This is a genomic window from Microbacterium sp. BH-3-3-3 (assembly GCF_007679045.1).
Taxonomy (GTDB): domain Bacteria; phylum Actinomycetota; class Actinomycetes; order Actinomycetales; family Microbacteriaceae; genus Microbacterium; species Microbacterium algihabitans.
In genome coordinates, this window is sequence record NZ_VEFS01000002.1 from 475,169 (window position 1) to 499,925 (window position 24,757).

Consider the following 24,757-nt stretch of genomic DNA (forward strand, 5'->3'; position numbering starts at 1 on the left):
GAGGGCTCGAATGAACGACGCCGCGCAGATGCTGATCGCGATCGCCGGTCAGTTGGAAAAAGCCAAGGAGCTATCCGACGTCGCGGAGAACCTGTCGGGGGAGCTCGCCGCTCTCACCGGGGTGGGAAGCAGCGAAGATGACGAGGCGACGGTGACGGTCGATCACCAGGGCATCGTGACGGGGGTGACTCTGTCCGCCGGGGTCTCTCGCTCGGATGGTCGCTCGATCGCGGAGGCGATCCTCACTGCGACGGAGCGTGCGATCGACGACGTCAAGCGTCAGGCCGAGCCTTTGCAGGCGGCCATCCTGCAGCCTTACCTCCCCCAGCAGACCGTTGACTTCTCGGCGCAGTTGGACGAGCTTTTCCGTCGTGTTCAAGCGGTCGACGGGATCACAGACGAGGAGAATCGCTGATGACAGATCTCGATGTCCAGGCCGACGCGTTGCACGCGCACGCGTCCGCTCTTCACGGTTCGGCGGAGAGGTTCGACGCGGCGGCGGTTGCGGCGCTGCAAGCGGTCTCTCTCTCGCCCGAGGCTTTCGGGCTGCTGTGCTCTTTCCTCGTACCCGTCGTCGGCACGCAGCAAGCGACCACGGTTGCGGGGCTGGGCGCACTCAAGCTCGCTTTGTCCGCAGAGGCGACCGCCGTCTCAGCAGCGGGGAGCGCCTACGCCCTCCTCGACGACGTGCTCGCCTCCGAGATCGCGAAGGTCATCTGATGTCCCTGCTCGTCGCGCCCACCTATGAGAGCGGAGCGAGCGGGGAAGCCATCCTCGGGGCGATTCCCATCGCGGGAGGAATCGCCGACAGTGTTCGCGACTTCGGTAACGGCAATATCACCTCGGGCGTGATCGACGTCGCCGGATCGGCTCTCGACGTCGTCGGCGTCATCGCGAACCCCATTGCCACGCTCGTATCGTCGTGCGCGGCGTTCCTCCTCGACTACATGAGCCCGCTGCATGAAGAACTCGAACTCCTCACCGGGAGTCCGGAGATGGTGCGTGCGCTCGGCGGGACCTGGGACAACGTGGGGGAGGCGCTCACCGCGATCGCCGACGATCGCGACCGCGCGCTCGCCGGGTTGCGCGAGTCGTGGGAGGGCGCGGCGGCCACCGGCTACGAGACCGTCGCCAACGGCTTGACGACCCTCATGCGCTCGTTGGCCGACGCCGCCCACAGCAACGCCAACGGACTGCGTCTCGCGGCTTCCGTCGTGCAAGTCGTGTACGAGATCGTGAAGGGCATCATCGCTGATCTGGTCGGTCAGCTCATCCAGGCGGTCGTCATCGCCATGGCGACCGTGGGCGTCGGCCTGCCGGCCGTCGTCGCCCAGTGCAGCGCGAAGATCGCCCAACGCGTACCCCAGGTCGCGCGATGGGTGGAGAAGATCCAGGAGGTCATGCGCCGAATACAGGACATCGTCGAGACGTTCACGCAGTTCGGACGCAAGTTCGAGATCAACGCGGGCACCATCAAAGGCACCCTCGACAGAAAGGTCGACGTGTTGGTCAGCGTCCAGTCCGTCGATCTCGTCAACGCCGTGAAGGGCATCAACAGCGGCATCACGAAGTCCACCGAAGCGGGGGCCGAGTCGTGAGCGGCCCCGGCGACTCCTCAGGGGTACCGCAGCCCACGCGGGAGCGCCTCGCCCTGCGTGAGGCGCAGTACGCCGCTGCGCGCGCACGCGGAGAAGAGATCCTGGCCGCTCAGCGGGCGATGGACGCGGCGCGGGGCACAGCCTCGTCCTACCTCGGCGAAGTCACGGCGACGGTGTCGGCCCGGGGCCTTCTGACCGATCTGCAGATCACGCCGCGAGGAGCCGCGCTGGGCCCACAGGTCCTGGGACGGCTCGTCTCGACGACGATCCGCGAGGCGCTGCTCGATCTGGAGGGCAATTTGATCGCTGCGGTCGACGAGACCGGCCACTCCGAGGCTTCTGCTGCACTCGTGGCAGAGGTCACGGGTGGATTGCGGGGCCCTCTGGCAGCCCTGGATGATACGGAAGCTGCGCGCCAGCAGTGACATCGCGCGGTGGCGCGCCGTCGTCTACCGCTCGCCGCCCATCGTGGACGCGACCGTCGGAAGGTGCGAGCCTCCCGACCGCGTGCCCACATACACACCAGTCGGCGTGCCGGGTGGAACGTCCCAGACGTCGATGGCTTGTTGGCGCGACATCGTGACGTGCTTCTGAGCGTCGGGCGCCTCCTGCCATGGCACCTTGCCCTCGAGGCCGTACCCCTTCCAGTCCGGGCGGATGAGGCGCTGGCCGAGGGAGAGTCCGGCACCACCCTCGAGACGACGCGGGAAGACCCCCGTGCCCGCGACCAGGGGATCGGCGCGACCCCATGCGCGTTCGGGGACGGATTCGATCACGCCCGCAAGCGTCGTCGCGACGCTGCGGATGTGGCCTGCGTCGTAGGGCTCGAAGCCGTAGGCGAGCACGACGCCGGCGCGAATGACCACGGCGCTCACGGAAACCATCTCTGCGAGCACATCGAGGGTCTGCGGTGTCAGAAGGTCCTCGGCGAAGGAAGGCACGAATCCCTCGACGGTCCAACGGCCGTCAGCCGTGCGCCCGGGACCCAGCGGCGGAAGTGGGAGCCCGTAGTCCTTCTGCGTCGATGCAGCGTCGACCAGTCTGATTTCGGGGAGAGGCGCAGGCAGATCGATCCACACCGCGTTCGTCTCCCGCCGATCTCCGTGCGGAATGCCGCTGTTCGTCGTGCCGTATTCGTACCCGATCAGGCGGCCCGCGCGACAGCGGTGCCCGGCGACGGACCCCTCGGCGACGTCGATCACCGCAACCGTCCAGATGTCGTTGCGGCGGATGCCGCGCAGAGCTGCCTCGCGCAGCTCGTACGGAGGTGCGGGCTGGCTGGCGAACCAGGCCCACCCGCTGCCCTCCATCTCCGCTCGGAGCTGGGCCCGTTCGCGCAGAGCCTCCTCGCGCTTACGCTTGCCGAAAATCACGGTCGCAGTCTACGTGCGCAACCCATCGCCGCGACCGATTGCGGGTGCAGCCACTCGCGGGAGGAGGGGGAAGGCGGTCAGAATGAACGTGCGAGCGCCGACTCGGCGTCGGCGATCGCCGTCCCGGTCCGTAGGAGCACTTCGGCGCAGCCGTCGAGCAGAGCCTGCATGGCGCGCATCTGCTCTTCCCACCGCGTCCGCGCGAGGGAGTACGCCTCACGCGCCTCGCCCTGCCAACCACTCTCCATGGCAGCGAGCTGTGCGTCCAGCTGATCGAGTTCTGCGCCCATGCGTGACGACGCGCTGCGAAGCGTCTCGACGGTCTGGCTGACGCGGCCAAAATCGATCCGGATGCGATCCGCCATCCTCGTCCCCCTCGAATGTCGATTCCCGACACCACAGTACCTAGCTCGACGGCCGCTCCCCGTGCTTTTCGAACGTTGAAGATCCCGGATGCCATGGATCACGGCATCCGGGATCTTCCTCACTTCACCTGGGCGCTGATGACGCTCATGACGGCGGTGTCGGCGAGGGTCGTGGTGTCGCCGACCTCGCGGCCTTCGGCGACGTCGCGGAGGAGGCGGCGCATGATCTTGCCCGAGCGCGTCTTGGGCAGTTCTCCCACGATGTAGACGTCGCGCGGGCGGGCGATCGGGCCGATCTGCTGGCCGACCCACTTGCGCAGCTCGTCGCCGAGCCCCTCGACGGGGTTCTGCTTGAGGTAGCGGCTCTTGATGATGACGAAGGCGACGACCGCCTGACCCGTGGTCTCGTCGCTCGCGCCGACCACGGCCGCCTCGGCGACGCCCTCGTGACCGACCAGGGCCGACTCGATCTCGGCGGTCGAGAGGCGGTGCCCCGAGACGTTCATGACGTCGTCGACGCGGCCGAGCAGCCACACGTCGCCGTCGTCGTCGAGGCGGGCGCCGTCGCCGGCGAAGTAGTAGCCCTTGTCGGCGAACTTCTCCCAGTACGTCTCGCGGTAGCGGTCGGGGTCGCCCCAGATGCCGCGCAGCATGCTCGGCCAGGGTTCGGTGACCACGAGGAGTCCTCCGCTGCCGTTGCCGACCGGTTCGCCCGCGTCGTCGACGACGGCGATCGAGATGCCGGGCACGGGCACCTGCGCCGAGCCCGGCTTCGTCTCGGTGACGCCCGGCAGCGCGGAGATCATGATGGCGCCGGTCTCGGTCTGCCACCAGGTGTCGACGATCGGCGTCTCGTCGGCGCCGATGATCTCTCGGTACCAGACCCACGCCTCGGGGTTGATGGGCTCACCGACCGAGCCGAGCAGGCGCAGCGACGACAGATCGAACTTCTGCGGCACGTCGCGACCGATCTTCATGAAGGAACGGATCGCCGTCGGCGCGGTGTAGAAGATCGACACCTTGTGCTTCTCGATGAGCTCCCACCAGCGACCCGGGTGCGGGGTGTCGGGGGTGCCTTCGTAGAGGAGCTGTGTGGCGCCGTTGGCGAGGGGACCGTAGGTGACGTAGGTGTGCCCGGTGATCCAGCCGATGTCGGCGGTGCACCAGTACACGTCGGTCTCGGGGTGGACGTCGTGCACCACCCGGTTCGTGAACGCCGCCTGCGTCAGGTATCCGCCCGAGGTGTGCAGGATGCCCTTGGGCTTTCCCGTCGTGCCGGAGGTGTAGAGGATGAACAGCGGGGTCTCGGACGGGAAGGCCTCGGCCTCGTGCTCGCCGGATGCCTGGGGCACGACGTCATGCCACCACAGGTCGCGCTCATCGGTCCACTCGACCTCGTTGCCGCCGCGCTTGACCACGACGACGTGCTCGACCGTCTCTTGGACGCCCGACCCGTTGCGATCGGCCAGGGCCTGGTCGACCGCGGGCTTGAGCGGTGACACCTTTCCCTTGCGCCAGCCGCCGTCGGCCGTGATGACGACCTTCGCCCCCGCGTCGTCGATGCGCGCGCGCAGGCTGTCGGCCGAGAATCCGCCGAAGACGACGGAGTGCACCGCGCCGATGCGGGCGACCGCGAGCATCGACGAGATCGCCTCGGGGATCATCGGCAGGTACAGCGCGACGCGGTCGCCCTTCTCGACGCCGAGATCGGTGAGCACGTTCGCCAGACGCTTCACCTCGTCGGTGAGTTCGGCGTACGTCACGTTGCGGGTGTCTCCCGGCTCGCCCTCCCAACGCAAGGCGATCCGGTCGCCGTTGCCGGCGTCGACGTGGCGGTCGAGGCAGTTGTAGGCGACGTTGAGCTCGCCGTCGGCGAACCACTCGGCGAAGGGCGGATTCGACCAGTCGAGCACCTTCGTGAAGGGCGTGTGCCAATGCAGCTCCCGCGCCTGGTCGGCCCAGAAGCCCTCGCGGTCGGCGGCGGCGCGCTCGTAGAGCGCCCGGTCGCCGATCGCGGCGTCGGCGAATGCGGCCGACGGGGCGAAACGGCGGGTCTCGTTGAGGAGGTGGTCGATCTGGCTGCTCATCGCGGCGCTCCTTCGCGTTCACGGACGCCGGCGCCCATGCGCAGCGTCGTCACGTCGGTCACGCTAGCGACACCCTCCGACACGGGCCACCTCCGATAGTTGGCATCGCGGTGATCGGTCGGCGCAGCAGGGAAACAACTGATATATCGCGTTGCATACGTCTGGAAAGTTGGTGGCGCCCTCCGGCGCGCGTACGCTGTCTACCGCCCGAACATCGCTTCCGGCACCGCGTCGGGGGAGCCCCCCAATTTTCCCCGGCGCGTGGCGGCATCCCTCGCCCCCCACTGTAGGGATGCCGCCCCCTTCATTTTCGGACGGTCCTCCCGCGCGACGAGGCGCGGGGTTCCTCCCCAGATGACTCATCGCTCCGTCTCTCCACCGATCGACCGATCCGGTCAGCGGGCGCGGTCGACCGGTCCCTACGGTCGTCGTCATGTCGATTCCCTCCCTCCCCGCTCCGTCCGTCGTCGACGCGACGGACGCGGATCGCGACGACGCGGCGCTGGCGTTCCTCCGCCCGTTCCTCGACGACCCCACTGTCACCGATCTCTTCGTCAACGGCGAACGGGGCCTCTTCGTCGACCGCGGAGACGGCATCGTCCGCGTGCCGTCGTGGCGGGCCAGCGAGGCGGAGGTGCGACGACTCGCCGTCCGCCTCATCGCGCGCGGAGGGCGGCACCTCGACGACGCCTCTCCCTGCGTCGATGTGAGGTGGGCGCGAGGGGTGCGCGTGCACGCGGTGCTCGCGCCCGTCGCCGCGACCGGGACGTGCATCTCGGTGCGCGTGCCGGTGTGGTCCGCACCCGACATGGCGAGGCTCGAAGGTGCCGGCATGTTCGACGCCGCGCAGAGGGGCCGGCTCGAGGGACTCGTCGCTCGGCGCGACAACCTGCTGATCGTCGGCGCGACGGGGGCCGGGAAGACCACTCTCCTCGCCGCTCTCCTGGGCTGCGTCGCCGACACCGAACGGATCGTGACGATCGAGGAGGTCGCCGAGCTGCGACCAGCGCACCCCCATCACGTCGCTCTCGAAGCGCGCCAGGCCAACATCGAAGGCGTCGGAGGCATCCCCGTGTCGCGTCTCGTGCGCGAGGCGCTGCGCATGAGGCCCGACCGGCTCGTGATCGGCGAGGTGCGCGGCGAAGAGGTGCGCGAGCTGCTGCTCGCGTTGAACACCGGCCACGACGGGGGAGCCGGGACGCTCCATGCCAACAGCCTCGTCGACGTCGCGCCCCGGCTCGAGGCCCTGGGCGCTCTCGCGGGGATGGATGCCGGGGCGGTGGCACGGCAGACGGCGGGGGCGATTGCGGCGATCGTGCACGTGGAGCGTGTCGCCGGGCGCCGCCGTGTCGCGGCATGGGGGCGACCCGCGATTCGCGACGGTCGACTGCTGATCGAGGCGCGGGAGTGGGAGTGACACGGCCCTCCGCCCGTCCGGCCGCGGGCGACGACGACGCGATCGAGACCGTCGCGCGGTTGGCGACGCTCATGGCCGGGGGCGCTGCACCGGCGGCGGCGTGGTCGCACCTCGCAGCCGGAGGCGGTGCCGTCGTGAACGCCGCAGCGGATGCCGCGCGACGCGGCGTCGACGTCGGACCCGTGCTGGTCGCCGCGGGCGGCTCGTGGATCGGGGTCGGGGCGATCTGGAGCGTCGCGGTCGAGACCGGAGCTCCCCTTGCCGAGACGCTGCGCGGGGCCGTCGTGGCGCTGCGCGATGTTTCGGAGGTGTCGGCCGATGTGGCCGTCGCGCTGGCCGAGCCCACCTCGACCGCCCGGCTGCTCGGCTGGTTGCCGGTGCTCGGGGTGCCGATGGGGTACGCGATGGGGTTCGACCCCGTGAGCATCCTCGTCACCGATCCCCTCGGACCGCCGTGCCTGGTCATCGGGGGCCTCCTCATGGTCGGGGCGCGACTCTGGACGAGAGCGCTCGCGCGCCGAGCTCGCCCGGCCGCACGCATTCCGGGTCTGGAGCCCGAGCTGTGGGCCGTCGCGCTGTCGGCGGGAGTGTCGGTCGACCGCGCGAGCGCGCTTATGGGCGGCCTCGCCGACGTCGGGGAGGACGATCAGGCGACAGCGGCCGTGCAGCGGACGCTCGATCTGGCGACCCGGGCGGGTGTCCCCGCCGTCGAGCTGCTCCGCGGCGACGCGTGGCTCGCCCGCCACCGCGCGCGCACCGAGGGGCGAACGGCCGCAGCGCGGCTGTCGACGCGGCTGCTGCTTCCGCTCGCCGTCTGCACCCTCCCCGCGTTCCTCCTCCTCGCCGTCGTTCCGCTGGTGCTCGGCATCGTCCGATCGAACGCCTTCCCCTGACCCGCGATCCCGCGCGACCGCGCCCTCCGCTCGCCGTCGGCCCGCGGAGTCATCCCCTCCCCACCTCTACCCCTGGAGAACGACATGCCTCTCTTCCCTCATCGCGACTCGGGTTCTTCCTTGCTCCCGTTTCCCTCCCTCACGTCGGCGCGGGCGGGTGCGCTCTTCCTCGACGAACGGGGGGCGGCGACGGCCGAGTACGCGGTCGCCACGATGGCGGCAATTGTCGCATTAGGGCATGCTTAGGTCATGACCCCGAAGTCGCAGACCCGCGCCGCGATCTACGCCCGTCAGTCGGTCGCCGCTGACGAGCTCCTCGCCGATCAGATCGCGCGATGCCGCGACCTGGCATCGGCCAAGGGCTTCGACGTCGTCGAGGTCTACAGCGACAACAACGTGAGCGGCTACAAAGCGCGCGAGGCGGGCACCGCCTTCTCCCGGATGCTGGAGGATGCGCGCGCCGGTCGCTTCGACGTGCTCATCGTGCGCAAGCTCGACCGCCTCGGGCGATCCCTCGCGGCCCTCGAGGCATTCGCGGCCGCTCGAGTCGCTGTGGTGACGATCGACGAGAACATCGACCTCACGACGGTCAACGGGCGACTCATGGCGAACCTTCTCACCTCCGTCGCCCGCGCCGAGGTCGAGATCAAGGCCGAGCGACGGGTGAACGCGAACAACGCGCGACGTGCCCGCGAGAGCGGCGGCATCCCGACCTCGGGTCGCGTGCCCTACGGCTACCGATGGGTCCCGACGAAGGACCGCGGCGACGGCGACGCCTACGTCATCGACGGCCCAAAGGGCGAGCCGGGAACGCCGGCCGAACGCGACAATGACCGCGCCGCCGACGTGCGAGAGATCTACAGCGCGTTTCTCGCGGGGGTCGCCCTCGGCTCGATCGCACGCGACCTCAACGCACGAGGGCGACGGACCGTCCCCACCAAGAGTCACCCCGAGGGCGTGCCGTTCACCCCGACAACGCTGCGCCGGATGCTCATGTCTCCCTACTACTGCGCTCGAATGCCGCTCGAGGCCGCGGAGAAGTACGACCAGCGCGCCCTCACCCGCGGCACGACAACGCCGGGGCGCTGGGAGCCAATCGTCAGCGTCGAAGAGTGGGAGGCCGCGAAGGCGCGACTCGAGCACCCCGAGCGCAAGACGTCCCCCGGCCCCTCCCGTCGCTGGCTCCTGTCAGGCATCGCAGTGTGCGGCGTGTGCCGCATGCCGATCCGCGCCGGCGGCGGCGAGAAGGGCGTGCACAGCTACCGGTGCGGCTCAATGGCTCACTTCATGCGACGAGGCGACCCTCTCGACCGCTTCGTCGAACGCGTCATCGTCGCCCGCCTCGCCCGCCCCGACGCCGTCGACCTCCTCGACGATCGCGAGCGCGGCGACGCCGACGCCCTCCGCGCCGAGCGCGAGCGCCTCGCGACCGCGATCCGTCAGGCGGGCGACGACGAAATGGACGGGCTGATTGACCGCGCCGAGCGCGTGCGACTCACGAAGCGCGCGAACGCCCGCGTCGCCGAGATCGACGAAAAGCTGCGCTCGGGCGCCGACGTCGACGCGCTCGCGGGCATCGTGGGCGCGAGCGACGTACGGGCAACATGGGACACGCTGAGCCTCGGGCGCAAGCGTGCGATCCTCGAGGCGCTCGCGACCGTCATCGTCCACTCAGTCGGGCAGGGCAACCGCCGGAATATGAGCGACGAGGCAATGGCGAAGACCGTCGACTTTGAGTGGCACGACTAGCGGAGCCCTCTAGAGATCCCGGTTATTCAACCCCTTGTCCGGGTCATCAATGCCGATGCGCGCAAATTCGTTCGTGTTCCGCTCAAGGCTGTCCTCATTGACGCTGTTCTCGCCTTCCACGAGGCGGAGTTCTTCGCGCGCATTCAGACGGTTCCCGGCCATGATTCGATCGGTTCGCGTTCGCTCCTCGTACTTCCGAGCCTCGACCAGCCTGGGCAGGATCTCCGCCTTCGTGCGAAGAAGCGCGCGACGCTCGACCTTGAGCTGCTCGATGTCCACCTTCGTGCTGCGCTCGATAAATCTGTTCTGACGCCGCTGTCCTGGGGCCGCGAGCAGAACCAGAACCAGGCCGACCGCGGTCACGGCGAACCCGGCGACGGTCATGGCGTCCCCGATTGCTCGGTTCTCCACGAATGCAGGAATGCCGGCTAGCGCCGCGACGGCCAGCCCTAGTCCAAGTACCGACAGGGCGACAGTCATTCGGGTCGTCATGTCGCGATCGTATCGACGTCGCCGGTGCGCGAGTCGCCGCTAGCCTCGGCTGATGATCTCTCGCTTCGCGTCTCCTGGCGACGACTACCTGCGACGGATCGGTGAGCTCGCCTACGCGGTGTCCTCGCTCGAGTGGACCGTCCTCGGCGACCTTTACCGGCTTCGCGCCTGTGTACCGGACAGTCTCACCGCGGGCCACCTCGCAGGGCAGACCACCGGAACGATTGCATCGCGACTGCTCGACGCGTCGAAGCGGATCAGTGAGGCAGAGGTCGCCGCCTTCATCCGTGCCGGCGGCGAGGCCTTGTCCGAGGCGGCGACGCTCCGGAACGCCGTTCTGCACGCCCGCCCCGCGACGATCGACGATGAGCAGCGCCTCTACCGCTGGCGCCTGGGTAGTAAGCCCGAGGCCTTCGCGATCAGCGACGAATGGCTCGATAACACGCTGCTTACCATCGCCAAGCTGTCGCATTCGGTGGACGCCGCTCGTCTTAGCTTCGACGACTATCCGCATCCCGGATAAGACGCTCCCGGCACGCAACTACTCAGTCGGGTACGCCCGGATAGCGACAGCGGGCGCCGTTGCTTACTCGGCGTATCCGAGCGACGTTATGCACGTTCTCAACTACTCAGCCTTGCGCGGCGACGTTGTGGCGCTGCGCCCTCTGCCGCTGGCGACGGAAGTGACCGGCGACCCCTAACTCTGATCGCGTGCGAGACATAGGCGACGGGCCGACTCCGACTCCTCACTCTGTCCAGATTTGCGACTTGGACAGACTTCGCGGCCGACCGGCTGTCCAGGTTGTCCAGGTCGACAGGCGACGGCATTGATCCGCGTCATTCCGCGGGTATTCCGTAGTTCGTCCAAGTTGTCCAGATCGTCCAAGCTGTCCGTCCAGGACAGGCCCCCCTATAGGGGCCTGGGATCTGGACAAGCCGCTGGACACGGCAGGGTGCAGAGAAGAGTGATGACCATTCGCCAAGAACTCAGATACTCAGTGAAACTCCCGGTCAGAGGACTATTTCGTTTGACATATGTCGGACCGGGCCCTACAGTCATAACTGTCAGCTACAACGAAACGCCGCAGGGGAACGTCCCCGGCGGATGACGCTCCCTTCTCGGAAGGACGAGCATGGTAGTTGACACGAAAGCGGAGAGCGCCACCCCGGAGGGGGACGTTGCCTCCCGCATCGCCAGCGCCGCGCCGCCTCTCAGCGATTCGTCGCGTGCTCGCCTCGCTCTTCTCCTTCGCCCCTCGGCGGCGCTGCGATGAGCGGGCAGATCGATCCGCGACAGAGCGCCGCCGGTCGCCGCGGAATGGAGAGCCGATGGGCTGCGCACCGCGAGGCGCGTCTCGCCGCAGGACTTCCCGCCACAGTGCGGGAAGAGCAGGGGCGCAAGCCGGACCGCTTCTCCGACCCTGACGTCGAGGCGGTCTGGCTCGAGCGCGCCGACGCCGCCGACGTCATCCCCGAGGGATCTACCTCCACGCAGCGCCGACGCATCGCCTTTCGCTACGCGCAGGCCGTCACCGCTCAGACCTCGCAGCGCGCGGCCCAGAAGCTCACCACGCCGCCCACGTCGACCGAGGAGCGCCTCGCGTACTACGAGGCTGAGATCGTCCGTCTCACGGCCGCTGAGCGCGTCGCACGCCGCCACGCCGACGAGCACCAGCGTCAGCGCGAGCAGGCCGAGGCGATCGTCGCCGACATCGTCTTTCGCGAGGGTCGCGCATGAGTCTTGTCCCGCGGTCGCGATCTGACGTCGAGGCGGACTTCTCCGTCATCCTCGACGGCATCCGGCGCACGGAAGACCCTGCGCGTATCGAGGCCGCGGCCCACGCGGCGGCGATGCGTGTCCCAAGCGAGTACATCGTCGAGCGTGAGGTCTGCCGACGCATCGTCGATGCGGCGCCCGAGATGGAGGGCGACGAGCTTCGCGCGGCGAAGAAGGCCGCGAAGCGCGGGTATCGACACGGCGCCCTCTCCCGCGCGATCCGCCCCCTCGAGACTCCGAGCAAGTTGCTCGAGGCGCTCGAATACCAGGGGCGGAAGAACCGTGAGCGCGAGCGTCGTCAGATCGCCCGCGAGCTCAATGACGAGGGCAACGATCGACCGCCGGTCGCGAGCGCCATGCTCGACTACGCCGCACTCATGGATCGCCCGCCGCTTCATCCCCTCGTGCCGGACGTGCTCAATCTCGACACCGTCGCGATGCTCTACGCACCGCCCGCCACCTTCAAGACGTTCCTTGCCCTGTGGCTCGCCGCGTGCGTCGCCCTCGGCCACTCATGGGCGGGGCGCCCCGTCGATCAGGGACCGGTCCTCTACATCGCCGCCGAAGGTGTCGCGGGCATCCAGAAGCGCGTCGCGGCTCTGGCCTGGCAACTCAACGGCGGCAAGCCGATCCCCGACTTCTTCATCTACCCCGAGCCGGTCAACCTCACGAGCGATGCCGACGTGGCCGAACTCACCGAGCTCGTCCGCGAGCGTGGCTTCCGCTTCGTCATCCTCGACACGCTCGTCAAGGTCGCAGGCGGCGCCGAGGAGAACGACAACACGGCCATGACTCGGGTGACGAATGCCGCCGAGCAGATCAAGCGCGCCGGCGAGGGCAAGACGAGCGTCCTCCTCGTCCACCACTCCGGCAAGTCCGGCGACTACCGAGGCGCCAGTGCACTCGAGGGCAACGTCGACACCGTCCTCAAGCTGGCCGGCGAGGCGGGGATGCTGACGCTCACGGCCGTCAAGCAGAAGGACGGCACCGACGGCGAGATCGCGCAGCTCCGCGCCGAGCGCATCGAGGAGCACGACACCCTCGTCCTCAAGGCAGTCGCCCCCGGCGAGGGCAGCCCTTCCGGCAAGCAGGCCGCTCGCCTCGAGGAGACCTTGGCGCACTTCACTCGCGCCTACGGATCGACGGGCATCACCCGCTCCGAGTTCGTTCAGAACCTCGTCGAGTGGGAGGTCGGCAGTCGAAGCGCCGCGCAGACCTACGTCGGCGACCTCATCAACGCGGGACGACTCAAGTCCACGCGCAAGGGCCAGGGCACCTGGCTGACCCTCCCCACCGTCAAGACGTTCCCCCTCAACAAAGGAGATGAAGCATGACCACCACCAGCATGAGCATTGAGTCCGTCGGCTACAGCGCCGCCTCGGGCGCCGGATTCACGACGACGCTCGTCGTCCGCGGCACCGGAGTACCTGCGATCGAGAAGGCGCTTGCCGCCTTCGACAAGGCCCTCGACGCCGACGCCGAGATCAAGCGCAAGCTCGCATCGGCCCGCACGATGCTCGAGCGTTTCGACGAGCTCGCCAACGCCGAGGCGATCATCGCGGGCGCCACCGGCGGCAAGGTCGACCCGGCGGAGGTGCGCTCGCGGAAGGTCGCGGCGACTCAGGCCGTCGAGGATCTCGAACTCGAAGCGGCCTCGACGGGCAGCTACCTCACGACCGCTCGCAGTGAGTACATGGCGGCGGTGCGTGAGAACCTCGAGGCGCTGCGCAAGGCCGCACGAGACGAAGCCGCCGATTGCTCGCTGCGCCTGTCGACCGCGCTCGAGATGACCCGCAATGCGTCGGCTCGCCTCGACGCCGTCGTCTCCCTGTTCGCCGGCTCCGCCGAGATCGCAAACGGCATGGCCATTCCGGCGCACGTCGCCCCGAAGACGGCGGCCGACGATCTCAACGACGGCGGCTATCCGAACGTGATCGCGAGCCTCGCCGCTGACGAGCTCGAGCACTCTCTCGGCTGGCTGTCGCGTTGGATCACCCGCGCGGATGAGCAGGCCGCCGAGCGCAAGGCCGCGGCGAAGGAGAAGGCCGCTTGAGCACGTCGGTCGATCGAGACTTCGGCGCACCGGATGACCGGACGTGGACGCTCGCCGAGCTCTTCGACGAGATCACCCGGTGCGCGGTCGACGCGATCGAGCACCGAGACGGGGATACCGTCGCAGTCCTCGGCGTAATGCTCGAGGTCGCCCGCATCCGCTCGACCATGACCGAAGCGGCCGAGGGCACATCGTGAGCGTCGCCTCGACCACGCTCGCGCCGTTCGCTTGCGTCGCGTGTGACCGCGAGATCGCCGCGAAGGCGTTCCATGTCATCCTCACGCCGCACTCTGCGCTTCGCCGTCCGGCGGTGTCGGCGCCCGAGCGAGAGGGCGAAGCGTGCGTGATGGTGTGCGGCAAGTGCCGCGAGCTCCTCGACACTCACGGGCGCATCTTCCCCGAGTGCGAGGCATCCGCCCACTGCGACGTGTACGACCACGCGCAGACCCTCGCCGCTGACCGCAGGGCGGCCGTCGCCTGGCTCACGCTGCACGACCGCATGCTCCCCGCCGCATCACCCGTCATCGAAGGAGAACAGTCATGATCGACCGCAGCACACGACAGCTCAAGGCCCGCGAGGCCGCTCTTCTCGCCGAGCTCCGCTCCCGTCGCAGCAATGACGAGAAGCAGGCCGCGCTCATCGCGGGCGACGACCTCGAGCTCAACGAGGACGTCAGCGAGGCGTCGAGCGACTCCCTGTCCACCTCGGAGCGACAGGCCGCAATGGCGATCGCCCGCACGACCGACTACAGCGGCACCAACTCGGAGCGGCAGGCGCGAGCCGCCCTCGGCGTTGACCCCGGCGTCGAGACAGACCTCGAACGGAAGCGGCGCCGCATCCGCGAAGCGTTCAACCGCTCCTCGGATTGAGCCGTGGGTTGCCGAGTCGATAAGTCGCCCGAGACGGGGGATCTCGTCGTGTGCGACTGCGGCTACGCAGCGGGACCGTTCACTAACTCCGACGAAGCCCGCGACTCCGCGCGCCGCCACCGCAGGGCGCACACGGTCCGTCTGATCCCGAGATGGACCACCTAGAGCCCCGAGCACACCACAACCGAAAGAAGGCAAGCATGCCCGTCACGACCAACGTACAGACCGTCAATCAGCCGCAGCATGCCGTCGACTTCGACGCCGTGAAGCTCGCCGCGGCGAAGGCCGTCAACGCCGGCGCCACGAACTCGAGCGGTGTCTCGATCGAGTCGATCGCTGGGGCTTACACGCAGGCGACCGGCCACACCACGACCGTCCACCTCCTCGTCCGCACCTAGGACGAGCAAACCCTCGGCTTGAGTCGGCCGAGTAGGGCCGCATGCGGCCAGAAGCCCCCGTGGACTAACCCACCGCGGGGGCTTCGCCCCTTCCACGGGAACGCGAAAGGAACACCGATGGTCGACCGGGATGAGCTTGTCGCCCGCGTGCTCATCGAGGAGCGGTGGGCGCACCTCTACGCCCGCGGGAACCGCGTCGAAGCGAGCGACCGATCGGCCCTTCCTATCGCCGAGGGTGGACTCGGTCGCCGGATACACCCGGCCACGCTCAAGGCGCGCGTTCGCTCCTACGACGAGAAGAAAGCGCAGCGCCTCGCGCAGCTCGTCGAGGACGAGCGCGAGCGTCGCCGGGACTTCGCCGAGGCGGCCGTCGCACGCGCAGACGACCGCGTCGCCGCGCTCGCGGGTAGCAGCGACCCCGACGCCTATTCGGCTGCGCTGCGCGCCTACTGGCGAGCCGAGGAGAAAGCCGACCGACAGGCGACAGCGCACGTCCCGCTCGCCCGATGGATGCGTGATGCTGACGAGCAGAGCGTCGCGCTCATTATCGCCGGGGCCCTGATAAGGCTGCCCGGACTCGATCAAAGTGACTCGCAGGCCCTGCGGCTCTCACTCGGCGGTAAAACCCTTGACCCGAGTTAGGCCGCGGACAACATGAGTCTCACGCTCGCGTAGGTCTTGTTTCGCGTGCTCCACGATGCGTCGCATGTCGTCGCTCGGGTCAAGCTTCTGAAGAGTGCGGAAGTACCGCTCCTCCTCCTTCGAGAGTTCGTGCACAGTGTTGCCCCTCTCAATCTGTCTTCGCTTGTGGTTTGAGGATAATACCGATGGCCGCAGACGCGGCGAAGACCAGGCGTTTCTTGGGTGATGCATCGAGCGTTTTGGTATAGGCGACGTCGGGATCAAAGAGGCGGTCGACAGAAACGACGCCGATGAGCTTTGCATCGTTCTGCGGGTCGTACACGGGCACTGCAAGCAACTCGGAGTACTTGCTTGCGATCACGTTGAACTGATCGAGCGAGAATCCATTCCGAGTGGCTTTGGAAACCCGCGCGAACTCCGTCGCTGTCAGTGGCTCCTTGTACCTCGAGGCCACGGCGTGCCAGTCCTTATATACCGGCCTTCGTAGGGACCAGCATTCGCCCACCGCGCCCGTCCGTGCTGTCCAGGAGATCCCCGAGGGCGGAGACGATGCGGACGGCCGGAAGCGGTGCACTCGCTTCAGCCGCTGAACTTTTTCGCCGGAGGAATCACGGACGAACCGAGGGAGCCACGCAGGCTTGTACACCGATCCGCCCAGGTCGTCGAAACGAAGCGAGCCGTCCGCGCAGAGCTCGATGATCATGGACATCATCGCGCTGTCCAGCTTGCCCCTCTTCACGGCGAACCGATCGCGAACGGCATCCCCGATGAGGTTCCCAAGGCTGCCGACGCCTAGCAGAAGGACGGACACAAGCCAGATGGTCGGCTGCAGATTCGGACTCGGCTCGTAGACCTTATAGAAGGTGAGTACCTCGTTAAGCCCTACGAGCGCGACCCATACGATTGCGGCAACACGAGCCCAGAACACCACCCGTTTCCACCACATAGGGCACGATCCTATGGGTTCGACTGGGCCGGGTGAGGCTTCTACGCCTCAATGGGTCAATAGTGGCCGCCGTCGCCTTCGCGGGATTGCTCGTCGTCATCATGCGCAGCGACGAGGTGCGCGGCATCCTCACCGACTTGGTGCGCCGCGCCCTGACGGTGCAATGACGATGCCCTGGTCGCGCAGCGGGTGTACTCGCATCGCGGTAGCGGGCGCGTCGAGAGGTGAGCCCGGCCGACGGCTCGGTGAACGGGGGTCGGTCACGGCCGAGTTCGCCGTCGCCCTGCCCGCCGTACTGGTCGTGCTCGCCCTGGCGGTCGGTGCGCTGAGCACGGCGGCGGCGACCATCCGCGTGCAGCACGCCGCCACCGAGGCGGCACGGCTCCTCGGCCGCGGCGACGAGAGCGGGCTCGCGCGGGTCGCCGAGATCGGGGCCACGGCCACGGTGCAGCGTTCGGACGACCTGGTATGCGTCGAGGCTTCAGCCCCCGTGCCGCTGCACCTTCCTCTCCCTCCCGTCGCCGCCCGGGCGTGCGCCCTGGACGGCGGGCACTGATGGCCGGCGCGACGGCGACGGTGGGGGTGGTCGCCGTCGTGGCGGCGCTGGCCGTCGGCCTCGGCTGCGTCGGCGGGGCCGCGATCGCCGCGTCGCGCCTCGCGGGGACGGCCGATGCGGCCGCGCTCGCCGCGGCGGACGCGGCGAGCGGGGCGGTGACGGGCACCCCGTGCGACGAAGCGGGACGCATCGCCGCGGCCGGCGGAGCGACCCTGCGAGAGTGCGATGTCGCAGGCCTCGTCGCCACCGTCACCGTCGGCGGGGCGTACGGTGGAATCTCCCTCGATGCGCGCTCGCGAGCCGGACCCCCAAGCCGGTGAGCCCGTGAGACCTCCCGGAACCCGAACAGGGAGGCGTGTGTATGGTGTGCATCGAAGAAAGGACCCCAGTGGCAAACGGAAAGAAGCTCGTCATCGTCGAGTCCCCGACGAAGATGAAGTCGATCCAGGGATACCTCGGCGACGACTACGAGGTGCTCAGCTCGGTCGGTCACATCCGCGACCTCGCGTCGAAGAAGGAGATCCCGGTTGACAAGAAGGCGGCGTACGGCAAATACTCCATCGACGTCGAGAACGACTTCGACCCCTTCTACGTGGTCAACGATCGCAAGACGAAGACCGTCGCCGAGCTGAAGCGCGCGCTCAAGACGGCCGACGAAGTCCTGCTCGCCACTGATGGTGACCGCGAAGGCGAAGCCATCGCGTGGCACCTGCTCGAGGTCCTCAAGCCCAAGGTTCCCGTGCGTCGCATGATCTTCCACGAGATCACCAAGGACGCCATCAAAGAAGCGGCCGAACACACGCGTGAGCTCGACGTCTCGCTCGTCGACGCGCAGGAGACCCGCCGCGTCCTCGACCGCCTCTACGGCTGGGACGTCTCGCCGGTCCTGTGGCGAAAGGTAGGCTCGGGTCGCGAGGGCACCGCCCTCAGCGCCGGCCGCGTGCAGTCCGCCGCCACCCGCATGGTCGTCGAGCGCGAGCGCGAGCGCATGGCGTTCGTGTCAGCGTCGTACTGGGACGTCGAAGCGCTCGCCTCGCAGGCGGGGTCGTCGTTCCGCACGCGCCTGAATCGTCTCGACGGCGCTCCCATCGCCCGCGGTGGCGACTACGACGACAACGGACAGCTGAAGAAGGCCGTCGTCGTGCTCGGTGAAGAGCAGGCCCGGTCCCTGGCCGAGGCGATCACCGCCGCCGGTCGCGCGACGGTCGCCAAGGTCGAGGCGAAGCCCGGCACCCGCAGCCCGCGCGCCCCGTTCACCACCTCCACGATGCAGCAGGAGGCCGGTCGCAAGCTCTCGATGAGCGCCAAGCACGCCATGGGCGTCGCGCAGCGGCTCTACGAGAAGGGCTTCATCACCTATATGCGTACCGACTCGGTCGCGCTGTCGGGCCAGGCCATCTCGGCCGCCCGTGCGCAGGCCGTGGCGCTCTACGGTGACAAGGCCGTTCCCGCCAACCCCCGCATGTACAAGAGCAAGTCGAAGAACGCGCAGGAGGCGCACGAGGCGATCCGTCCCTCGGGTGAGACCTTCCGCACGCCGGCGTCGCTCGCTTCGTCGCTCGACCGCGACGAGCAGAAGCTCTACGACCTCATCTGGAAGCGCACCGTCGCCAGCCAGATGGCGGATGCCAAGTACGAGACGACGACCGTCACGCTCACGGTGCAGGCGGGCGCGCAGACGGCCGAGTTCACGGCATCCGGCACCGTCTACACCTTCAAGGGCTTCCTCGAGGCCTACGAGGAAGGCGCCGACGAGAAGCGCAACGACGACGACGCCGACCAGTCGCTGCCCGCGGTGGCCGTCGGCGACGAGCTCGTCGTCAGCGACGTGGAGCCCAAGGGGCACAGCACCTCGCCGAAGCCGCGCTACACCGAGGCGAGCCTGGTGAAGGCCCTCGAAGAGAAGGGGATCGGTCGCCCGTCGACCTTCGCCAGCATCATCGGCGTCATCCTCGACCGCGGATACGTCACCAAGCGGGGTCAGGCGCTCGTGCCGAGCTGGCTCGCGTTCAGCGTCGTGCGACTGCTCGAAGAACACTTCGCCGACCTCGTCGACTACGACTTCACCGCCGCCCTCGAAGACGACCTCGACGCCATCGCCCGCGGCGAGCAGCGCCGCACCGAGTGGCTGAAGTCGTTCTACTTCGGCTCCGACAAGCAGGTGGGCCTGCGTCACATCGTCGACAACCTCGGCGAGATCGACGCGCGCGAGCTCAACTCCACGCGCATCACCGACACCGCGACCCTGCGCTTCGGCAAGTACGGTCCTTACCTCGAGGTCACCGACCCGACGGCCGACGCCGACGCCAAGCCGCGCATCGTCAACATCCCCGAAGACCTCGCTCCCGACGAGCTCACGCCCCAGAAGGCGCAGGAGCTCATCGACGCTCCGGTCGCGGGCGACCGCGTGCTGGGCGAGAACCCCGAGAACGGCAAGCTCGTCGTCGTCAAGGACGGCCGCTTCGGTCCCTACGTGCAAGAGGTCGACGCCGAGGAGCCCGAGGAGGTCGACCAGGCCACGGGTGAGGTCGTCGAGCAGCCGAAGAAGCGCGCGACGAAGAAGGACGCGGCCCCCAAGCCCCGCACTGCCTCGCTGTTCCGCTCGATGTCGGTCGACACGATCGAGCTGGACACCGCCCTGCAGTTGCTCTCGCTGCCGCGCGTCGTGGGCGCCGACCCGACGTCGGGCGAGGAGATCACCGCCCAGAACGGTCGGTTCGGTCCGTATCTGAAGAAGGGCACCGATTCTCGGTCGCTCGACGACGAGAAGCAGATCTTCGACATCACCCTCGAGGAGGCGCTGGCCAAGTACGCCGAGCCCAAGTACGGCGCTCGCCGCGCCTCGAGCGCCTTGAAGGAGTTCGACGCCGACCCGGTCAGCGGCAAGCCGCTCAAGCTGAAGGACGGTCGCTTCGGTCCGTACGTCACCGACGGCGAGACCAACGCCACGGTGCCGCGTGGCGAGAACGCGATGGAGATCACCTTCGAGCGCGCCGTCGAGCTGATCGCTGACAAGCGCGCGAAGGGACCGGCGCCGAAGCGGGCGACTGCGGCACGCAAGGCGCCGGCCGCCAAGACCGCCGCGGCCAAGACCACGGCCGCGAAGACCACGGCCGCGAAGACGACCGCCGCGAAGAAGACCACGGCGACCAAGACGACGGCGGCGAAGACCACCGCGGCGAAGACCACGGCGGCGAAGACCACCGCGGCCAAGACGACGGCGGCGAAGACGACCGCCGCCACGGCGACGACCACGCGCAAGGCGCCGGCGAAGAAGTCGTGACCGGCGACACCACCCGGCCGCTGCAGGTCCCTCGGGCCGCGGCGGCCGGGGGGCCCGGCCTGTTCGTGACGTTCGAGGGCGGCGACGGCGCGGGCAAGACCACGCAGGCGTCGCTGCTCGAGGAGTGGCTCACCGACCAGGGCCGACAGGTCGTGCGCACGCGCGAGCCCGGGGGGACCGAGGTGGGCGTCCGCATCCGCGACATCGTGCTGCATCACCGCGGTCACGTCGCTTCCCGCGCCGAAGCCCTGCTCTACGCCGCCGACCGCGCGCACCACGTCGAGACCCTCGTGCGGCCCGCGATCGCGAGGGGCGGCGTGGTCATCCAAGACCGCTACCTCGACTCCTCCGTCGCCTACCAGGGCGCGGGGCGGGTGCTCGACGCCGACGACGTCCGCGCGCTGTCGCTGTGGGCGGCCGAAGGGCTGCTACCCGACCTCACCGTGCTGCTCGACCTCGATCCCGCGGCGGCGCGAGCGCGCCTCGACGCCGACGACAAGCCGTTCGACCGCCTCGAGGCCGAGAAGAGCGAGTTCCACGCCCGCGTGCGAGAGGGGTTCCTCGCGCTCGCCGCAGACGAGCCGGAGCGCTTCCTGGTGCTCGACGCCGCTCGCCCGGCCGACGAGCTGGCGGCGCGCGTACGCGAGGCCGTCGGCCGGCGACTGGGCTGATCACGGGTCACCAGGGGATGCACAGCCGCGCACCGACGGCGGTGTCCGACCCCCCGGATAGGCTGGGCCCATGTCCGTCGTGATCGAGCCGTCGTCCCGGACCGCCGGTCCGGCGCCCTTCCCGTGGGACGCCGTGTGGGGGCAAGACGAAGCGGTCGCGAGCTTGCGCACCGCGGCATCCGACCCCTCCGCCCTCGCCCACGCGTGGCTCATCACCGGTCCGCCCGGGTCGGGTCGCTCGACCCTCGCCTACGCCTTCGCCGCCGCGCTGATCGCCGACCCCGGCGACGAGCAGGCCCAGCGGCAGGTGCTCGCGCGCACCCATCCCGACCTCACCGCGCTGCGCACCGAGCAGGTCGTGATCCGCATCGACGAGGCCCGCCGTCTCGTCGAGCGCGCCTCGTTCGCCCCCTCGCTCGGGCGACACCGCGTGATCGTCGTCGAAGACGCCGACCGCATGTCGGAGCGCACCTCGAACGTGCTGTTGAAGGCGCTCGAAGAGCCGCCCGAGAAGACCGTCTGGGTGCTGTGCGCACCCAGCGACGCCGACCTGCTGCCGACCATCCGCTCGCGCGTCCGCGTACTGCGACTGGCCGAGCCCAGCGTCGCCGACGTCGCGGCGCTCATCGTCGAACGCACCGGAGTGACCCCCGAGGTCGCAGAGGAGTCCGCCCGGCACGCGCAACGCCACATCGGCATGGCGCAGCGCCTGGCCACCGACGACGACGCCCGCGCCCGGCGGGCCGAGACGCTCGCTGCGGTGCTCGCGGTGCGGGGCATCGGCGACGCCGTCGACGTGGCGAGCCGCATCGTGCGACTGGCGACCGACGACGCCAACGCGCTCACCGCGACCCGCGACGAAGAAGAGCGTCGCTCTCTGCTGCGCATGCTCGGAGTGGCCGAGGGGGTCGCCGTGCCGCCCTCGGTGCGCGGGCAGGTCAACGCGCTCGAAGACGACCAGAAGCGTCGCGCCACGCGCAGCCTGCGCGACGGGATCGACCGCGTGCTCACCGACCTGCAGTCGTTGTTCCGCGACGTGGTGATGATCCAGTACGGCCGCGAGGGCGACCTCGTCAACAGCGAGCGCATCGACGCGCTCCGCGCCCTCGCGAGCGAGTGGTCGCCCGCCCGCACCCTCGGCGTGCTCGACCGCATCTCGGTCACTCGCCGCAACCTCGAGCAGAACGCCGCCCCGGTGCTGGCGTTGGAGAGTCTGATGATCACCGTCGCCAACGGATCGACCCCGTGAGCCTGCGCAGGCGCATCACCGCTGCCGCGGCGGGTCTCGCCGGCCTCGCCCTCGTTCTGAGCGGGTGCCTCTACGCGCAGATCCCGCCCACGGCCCCCGTCGACGGTCCGTCGCTCACGCCTCAGACCGAGGGCATCGACTCCTCGCTGCTGCCGTACTACGGTCAGACGCTCGATTGGCAGCCCTGCGGATCCGCCGGCTTCGACTGCACGAGCGTCACGGCGCCGCGCGACTACGCCGACCCCTCGGCGGGCGAGCTGCAGCTGGCCGTCATCCGCCACCGCGCGACGTCGGGTCAACCTCTCGGGTCGCTCTTGACGAACCCGGGTGGCCCGGGCGTGAGCGGCGTCGACACCGTGCGCGACTCCCTCTCGCTCGTGGCAGACGAGACGCTGACGCGCGACTACGACGTCATTGGGTTCGACCCGCGCGGAGTCGGGCAGTCCGCGCCCGTCACCTGCTACGACGCGGCCGGCATGGACGCCTTCCTGTACGACATCCCGCCCGGTGAGCGGGGGAGCGACGAGCGCAACGCCGCGCTCGAGAAGCGTCAGGCCGACTTCGCCCAGGCGTGCGCCGACAACAGCGACGGCATCCTGCCGTACGTCTCGACTGCGAACGCCGCGCGCGACATGGACCTGCTGCGCGCGGTGCTCGGCGACGAGAAGCTCAACTACCTCGGGTTCTCGTACGGCTCGTTCCTCGGTACCACGTACGCGGGCCTGTTCCCCGAGCGGGTCGGACGCATGGTGCTCGACGGCGGGATCGACCCGAGCCTTCCGTCCAGCGCGAGCGGAATCGCCCAGGCGGTCGGGTTCGAGAACGCCCTCCGCGCCTTCATGGCCGATTGCCTCACCTCGTCGGAGTGCCCGTTCACCGGCTCGGTCGACGACGCGATGAACGACCTGTCGTCCCTGCTGTCCCGCGTCGATGCGCGCCCGCTCACCGCCGGCGACGGGCGACAGCTCGGGGCCGACACGCTCGTAACTTCGATCGTGGCGGCGCTGTACAGCGATCAGAACTGGCCCTACCTGCGGCAGGCGCTCGCCGACGTGCAGAACGGCGACGCCACGGTGGCCTTCCAGCTCGCCGACTTCTACAACGGACGCGTCGACGGCACGTACCAGGACAACACGATGCAGGCGCTGCGCGCCTACAACTGCGTCGACTATCCCGACGAAGGCGACGGAGACGACCCGCAGCTGCTGGCCGAGCTCGAACAGAAGGCTCCCGTCGTCGCTCCGTACTGGATCGGGCCCGACGCGTGCGCCGCCTGGCCCGCGCCGCCGACCGGCGTCCGCGAGAAGATCACGGCGCCGGGCTCCCCGCCCATCGTGGTGCTGGGTACCACCGGTGACCCGGCCACGCCCTACACCGAGGCGCAGGCGCTCGCGGAGCAGCTCTCGCAGGGCGTTCTCGTCACCTACGTGGGCGAGGGACACCTCGCCTACAACAAGGGCAACGACTGCGTGAACTCGGCCGTCGACGATTACCTCGTCGACGGCACCGTCCCCGCGGTGGGACTCCGCTGCGAGTAGCGGCACAGCGTCGCGACCCCCACCCGCCTAGGCTTGTCATGTCACATCTCGAGGAGACCCCTATGACCGCGCCCATCGCCGACCTGGCGAGCTACATCGACCACACGCTGCTCAAGCCCGAGGCCACCCGCGCCGACGTCGAGCGCCTCATCGCCGAGGGCGCCGAGCTCGGAACCTACAGCGTGTGCATCTCGCCGTCGTTCCTGCCCGTCGACCTGCCCGCAGGGCTCAAGCTCGCCGTCGTCTGCGGCTTCCCGAGCGGCAAGCACCACGCCGAAGTCAAGGCCGCCGAGGCCGCCCTCTCGGTCGCGCAGGGCGCTGACGAGATCGACATGGTCATCGACGTGGGTGCGGCCATCGCGGGCTCGTACGACGTGGTCGAGGCCGAGATCCGCGCCGTGCGCACGGCTGCTCCCGCGCCCACCGTGCTGAAGGTCATCATCGAGTCCGCAGCGCTCAGCGACGAGGCCATCGTCGCCGTGTGCGAGGCGGCGGTCGCCGCCGGTGCCGACTTCGTCAAGACCTCCACCGGCTTCCACCCGGCCGGCGGCGCCAGCGTCCACGCGGTCGAGCTCATGAAGCGCACCGTCGGCGATCGCGCCGAGGTCAAGGCCTCCGGCGGCGTGCGCACCCGCGCCGCCGCCGAAGAGATGATCGCGGCGGGGGCCACGCGCCTCGGTCTGTCGTCGAGCCGCGACATCCTCGCTGACCGCTCGGCGACCGGGGACTACTGACCCGCGTACCGCGAGGCCCGCTGGAGCATGTAAGATCGATGATCGTGCACGCGACAGCGCGCACGT

28 protein-coding genes and 1 pseudogene are annotated in these 24,757 nt (G+C 69.1%); 24 read left to right on the forward strand and 5 right to left on the reverse strand.

The window, feature by feature from the left end; genetic code table 11:
• Positions 1 to 10 precede the first annotated feature (10 nt).
• From FS769_RS10075 to FS769_RS10090, 4 genes are read left to right on the forward strand one after another with little or no spacing between them, the layout of a single operon-like run.
• A complete protein-coding gene (locus FS769_RS10075; protein ID WP_144832995.1) occupies positions 11 to 415 on the forward strand; it encodes a YbaB/EbfC family nucleoid-associated protein in 405 nt (134 codons plus the stop codon).
• Positions 415 to 720 (forward strand): hypothetical protein, encoded by a 306-nt coding sequence (locus tag FS769_RS10080; protein ID WP_144832997.1) that lies wholly within the window; start codon positions 415 to 417, stop codon positions 718 to 720. Before FS769_RS10075 ends, FS769_RS10080 begins: the two co-directional genes overlap by 1 nt.
• Complete coding sequence (locus FS769_RS10085) at positions 720 to 1,598, forward strand: WXG100 family type VII secretion target (RefSeq protein ID WP_144832999.1); 879 nt, start codon at positions 720 to 722, stop codon at positions 1,596 to 1,598. The genes FS769_RS10080 and FS769_RS10085 overlap by 1 nt, the downstream gene beginning before the upstream one ends.
• A complete protein-coding gene (locus FS769_RS10090) occupies positions 1,595 to 2,023 on the forward strand; it encodes a YbaB/EbfC family nucleoid-associated protein (RefSeq protein ID WP_144833001.1) in 429 nt (142 codons plus the stop codon). Before FS769_RS10085 ends, FS769_RS10090 begins: the two co-directional genes overlap by 4 nt.
• 24 nt (positions 2,024 to 2,047) lie before the next feature.
• Here FS769_RS10090 and FS769_RS10095 read toward each other — a convergent pair whose 3' ends face one another.
• From FS769_RS10095 to acs, 3 genes are all read right to left on the reverse strand, one after another.
• Entirely contained in the window at positions 2,048 to 2,971 is a 924-nt protein-coding gene (locus tag FS769_RS10095) for a hypothetical protein (RefSeq protein ID WP_144833003.1), read from the reverse strand.
• Positions 2,972 to 3,048: 77 nt separating this feature from the next.
• A complete protein-coding gene (locus tag FS769_RS10100) occupies positions 3,049 to 3,336 on the reverse strand; it encodes a WXG100 family type VII secretion target (protein WP_144833005.1) in 288 nt (95 codons plus the stop codon).
• A 119-nt stretch (positions 3,337 to 3,455) separates the two neighbouring features.
• Entirely contained in the window at positions 3,456 to 5,423 is a 1,968-nt protein-coding gene (gene acs / locus FS769_RS10105) for an acetate--CoA ligase (RefSeq protein WP_144833007.1), read from the reverse strand.
• 433 nt (positions 5,424 to 5,856) lie between these two features.
• On the opposite strand from acs, the gene FS769_RS10110 reads away from it, so the two are divergent.
• The 3 genes from FS769_RS10110 to FS769_RS10120 all read left to right on the forward strand — a co-directional run bounded on the left by FS769_RS10110 (position 5,857) and on the right by FS769_RS10120 (position 9,482).
• Positions 5,857 to 6,840, forward strand: a complete 984-nt coding sequence (locus FS769_RS10110) for a TadA family conjugal transfer-associated ATPase (protein WP_144833009.1) — start codon at positions 5,857 to 5,859, stop codon at positions 6,838 to 6,840.
• Positions 6,837 to 7,733 (forward strand): type II secretion system F family protein, encoded by an 897-nt coding sequence (locus FS769_RS10115; protein WP_230705164.1) that lies wholly within the window; start codon positions 6,837 to 6,839, stop codon positions 7,731 to 7,733. The genes FS769_RS10110 and FS769_RS10115 overlap by 4 nt, the downstream gene beginning before the upstream one ends.
• A gap of 249 nt (positions 7,734 to 7,982) precedes the next feature.
• Positions 7,983 to 9,482 (forward strand): recombinase family protein, encoded by a 1,500-nt coding sequence (locus tag FS769_RS10120; protein WP_144833012.1) that lies wholly within the window; start codon positions 7,983 to 7,985, stop codon positions 9,480 to 9,482.
• 9 nt (positions 9,483 to 9,491) lie between these two features.
• On the opposite strand, the gene FS769_RS10125 is transcribed toward FS769_RS10120, so the two are convergent.
• Positions 9,492 to 9,974 carry a hypothetical protein gene (locus FS769_RS10125; protein WP_144833014.1) on the reverse strand — a complete coding sequence of 161 codons (483 nt, stop codon included), beginning with the start codon at positions 9,972 to 9,974 and terminating at the stop codon, positions 9,492 to 9,494.
• 52 nt (positions 9,975 to 10,026) lie between these two features.
• On the opposite strand from FS769_RS10125, the gene FS769_RS10130 reads away from it, so the two are divergent.
• The 9 genes from FS769_RS10130 to FS769_RS10170 all read left to right on the forward strand — a co-directional run bounded on the left by FS769_RS10130 (position 10,027) and on the right by FS769_RS10170 (position 15,714).
• Positions 10,027 to 10,497 (forward strand): hypothetical protein, encoded by a 471-nt coding sequence (locus tag FS769_RS10130; protein ID WP_144833016.1) that lies wholly within the window; start codon positions 10,027 to 10,029, stop codon positions 10,495 to 10,497.
• A 747-nt stretch (positions 10,498 to 11,244) separates the two neighbouring features.
• On the forward strand, positions 11,245 to 11,712 hold the full coding sequence (locus FS769_RS10135; RefSeq protein WP_144833017.1) for a hypothetical protein: 468 nt from the start codon (positions 11,245 to 11,247) through the stop codon (positions 11,710 to 11,712).
• Positions 11,709 to 13,085 carry an AAA family ATPase gene (locus tag FS769_RS10140; RefSeq protein ID WP_144833019.1) on the forward strand — a complete coding sequence of 459 codons (1,377 nt, stop codon included), beginning with the start codon at positions 11,709 to 11,711 and terminating at the stop codon, positions 13,083 to 13,085. Before FS769_RS10135 ends, FS769_RS10140 begins: the two co-directional genes overlap by 4 nt.
• Entirely contained in the window at positions 13,082 to 13,804 is a 723-nt protein-coding gene (locus FS769_RS10145; protein WP_144833020.1) for a hypothetical protein, read from the forward strand. The genes FS769_RS10140 and FS769_RS10145 overlap by 4 nt, the downstream gene beginning before the upstream one ends.
• Entirely contained in the window at positions 13,801 to 14,001 is a 201-nt protein-coding gene (locus FS769_RS10150) for a hypothetical protein (protein ID WP_144833022.1), read from the forward strand. Before FS769_RS10145 ends, FS769_RS10150 begins: the two co-directional genes overlap by 4 nt.
• A complete protein-coding gene (locus tag FS769_RS10155; RefSeq protein WP_144833024.1) occupies positions 13,998 to 14,348 on the forward strand; it encodes a hypothetical protein in 351 nt (116 codons plus the stop codon). Before FS769_RS10150 ends, FS769_RS10155 begins: the two co-directional genes overlap by 4 nt.
• The gene (locus FS769_RS10160) at positions 14,345 to 14,674 is read left to right on the forward strand and encodes a hypothetical protein (RefSeq protein ID WP_144833026.1); all 330 of its coding nucleotides are present in this window, start codon (positions 14,345 to 14,347) and stop codon (positions 14,672 to 14,674) included. Before FS769_RS10155 ends, FS769_RS10160 begins: the two co-directional genes overlap by 4 nt.
• A gap of 200 nt (positions 14,675 to 14,874) precedes the next feature.
• A complete protein-coding gene (locus FS769_RS10165) occupies positions 14,875 to 15,072 on the forward strand; it encodes a hypothetical protein (protein ID WP_144833028.1) in 198 nt (65 codons plus the stop codon).
• A 117-nt stretch (positions 15,073 to 15,189) separates the two neighbouring features.
• On the forward strand, positions 15,190 to 15,714 hold the full coding sequence (locus FS769_RS10170; RefSeq protein ID WP_144833030.1) for a hypothetical protein: 525 nt from the start codon (positions 15,190 to 15,192) through the stop codon (positions 15,712 to 15,714).
• A 148-nt stretch (positions 15,715 to 15,862) separates the two neighbouring features.
• On the opposite strand, the gene FS769_RS10175 is transcribed toward FS769_RS10170, so the two are convergent.
• Positions 15,863 to 16,660, reverse strand: a complete 798-nt coding sequence (locus tag FS769_RS10175; RefSeq protein WP_144833032.1) for a hypothetical protein — start codon at positions 16,658 to 16,660, stop codon at positions 15,863 to 15,865.
• A 62-nt stretch (positions 16,661 to 16,722) separates the two neighbouring features.
• Here FS769_RS10175 and FS769_RS10180 point away from each other — a divergent pair.
• The 8 genes and pseudogenes from FS769_RS10180 to deoC form a co-directional block, all read left to right on the forward strand.
• Positions 16,723 to 16,827: pseudogene (locus FS769_RS10180) on the forward strand (DUF4244 domain-containing protein); the annotation flags it as partial.
• A complete protein-coding gene (locus tag FS769_RS10185; protein ID WP_260979732.1) occupies positions 16,824 to 17,216 on the forward strand; it encodes a TadE family type IV pilus minor pilin in 393 nt (130 codons plus the stop codon). The pseudogene FS769_RS10180 and the gene FS769_RS10185, both read left to right, overlap by 4 nt.
• Positions 17,216 to 17,536, forward strand: coding sequence for an Rv3654c family TadE-like protein (locus FS769_RS10190; protein ID WP_144833036.1), 321 nt, complete (start codon positions 17,216 to 17,218; stop codon positions 17,534 to 17,536). The genes FS769_RS10185 and FS769_RS10190 overlap by 1 nt, the downstream gene beginning before the upstream one ends.
• A 68-nt stretch (positions 17,537 to 17,604) precedes the next feature.
• Entirely contained in the window at positions 17,605 to 20,499 is a 2,895-nt protein-coding gene (topA, locus tag FS769_RS10195; protein ID WP_144833038.1) for a type I DNA topoisomerase, read from the forward strand.
• A complete protein-coding gene (gene tmk, locus FS769_RS10200) occupies positions 20,496 to 21,170 on the forward strand; it encodes a dTMP kinase (protein ID WP_186325501.1) in 675 nt (224 codons plus the stop codon). Before topA ends, tmk begins: the two co-directional genes overlap by 4 nt.
• Before the next feature lie 70 nt (positions 21,171 to 21,240).
• Complete coding sequence (locus FS769_RS10205; RefSeq protein ID WP_186325502.1) at positions 21,241 to 22,419, forward strand: DNA polymerase III subunit delta'; 1,179 nt, start codon at positions 21,241 to 21,243, stop codon at positions 22,417 to 22,419.
• Positions 22,416 to 23,957 (forward strand): alpha/beta hydrolase, encoded by a 1,542-nt coding sequence (locus tag FS769_RS10210; RefSeq protein ID WP_260979733.1) that lies wholly within the window; start codon positions 22,416 to 22,418, stop codon positions 23,955 to 23,957. Before FS769_RS10205 ends, FS769_RS10210 begins: the two co-directional genes overlap by 4 nt.
• Positions 23,958 to 23,995: 38 nt before the next feature.
• Entirely contained in the window at positions 23,996 to 24,691 is a 696-nt protein-coding gene (gene deoC, locus FS769_RS10215; protein ID WP_186325503.1) for a deoxyribose-phosphate aldolase, read from the forward strand.
• Positions 24,692 to 24,757: the final 66 nt, after the last annotated feature.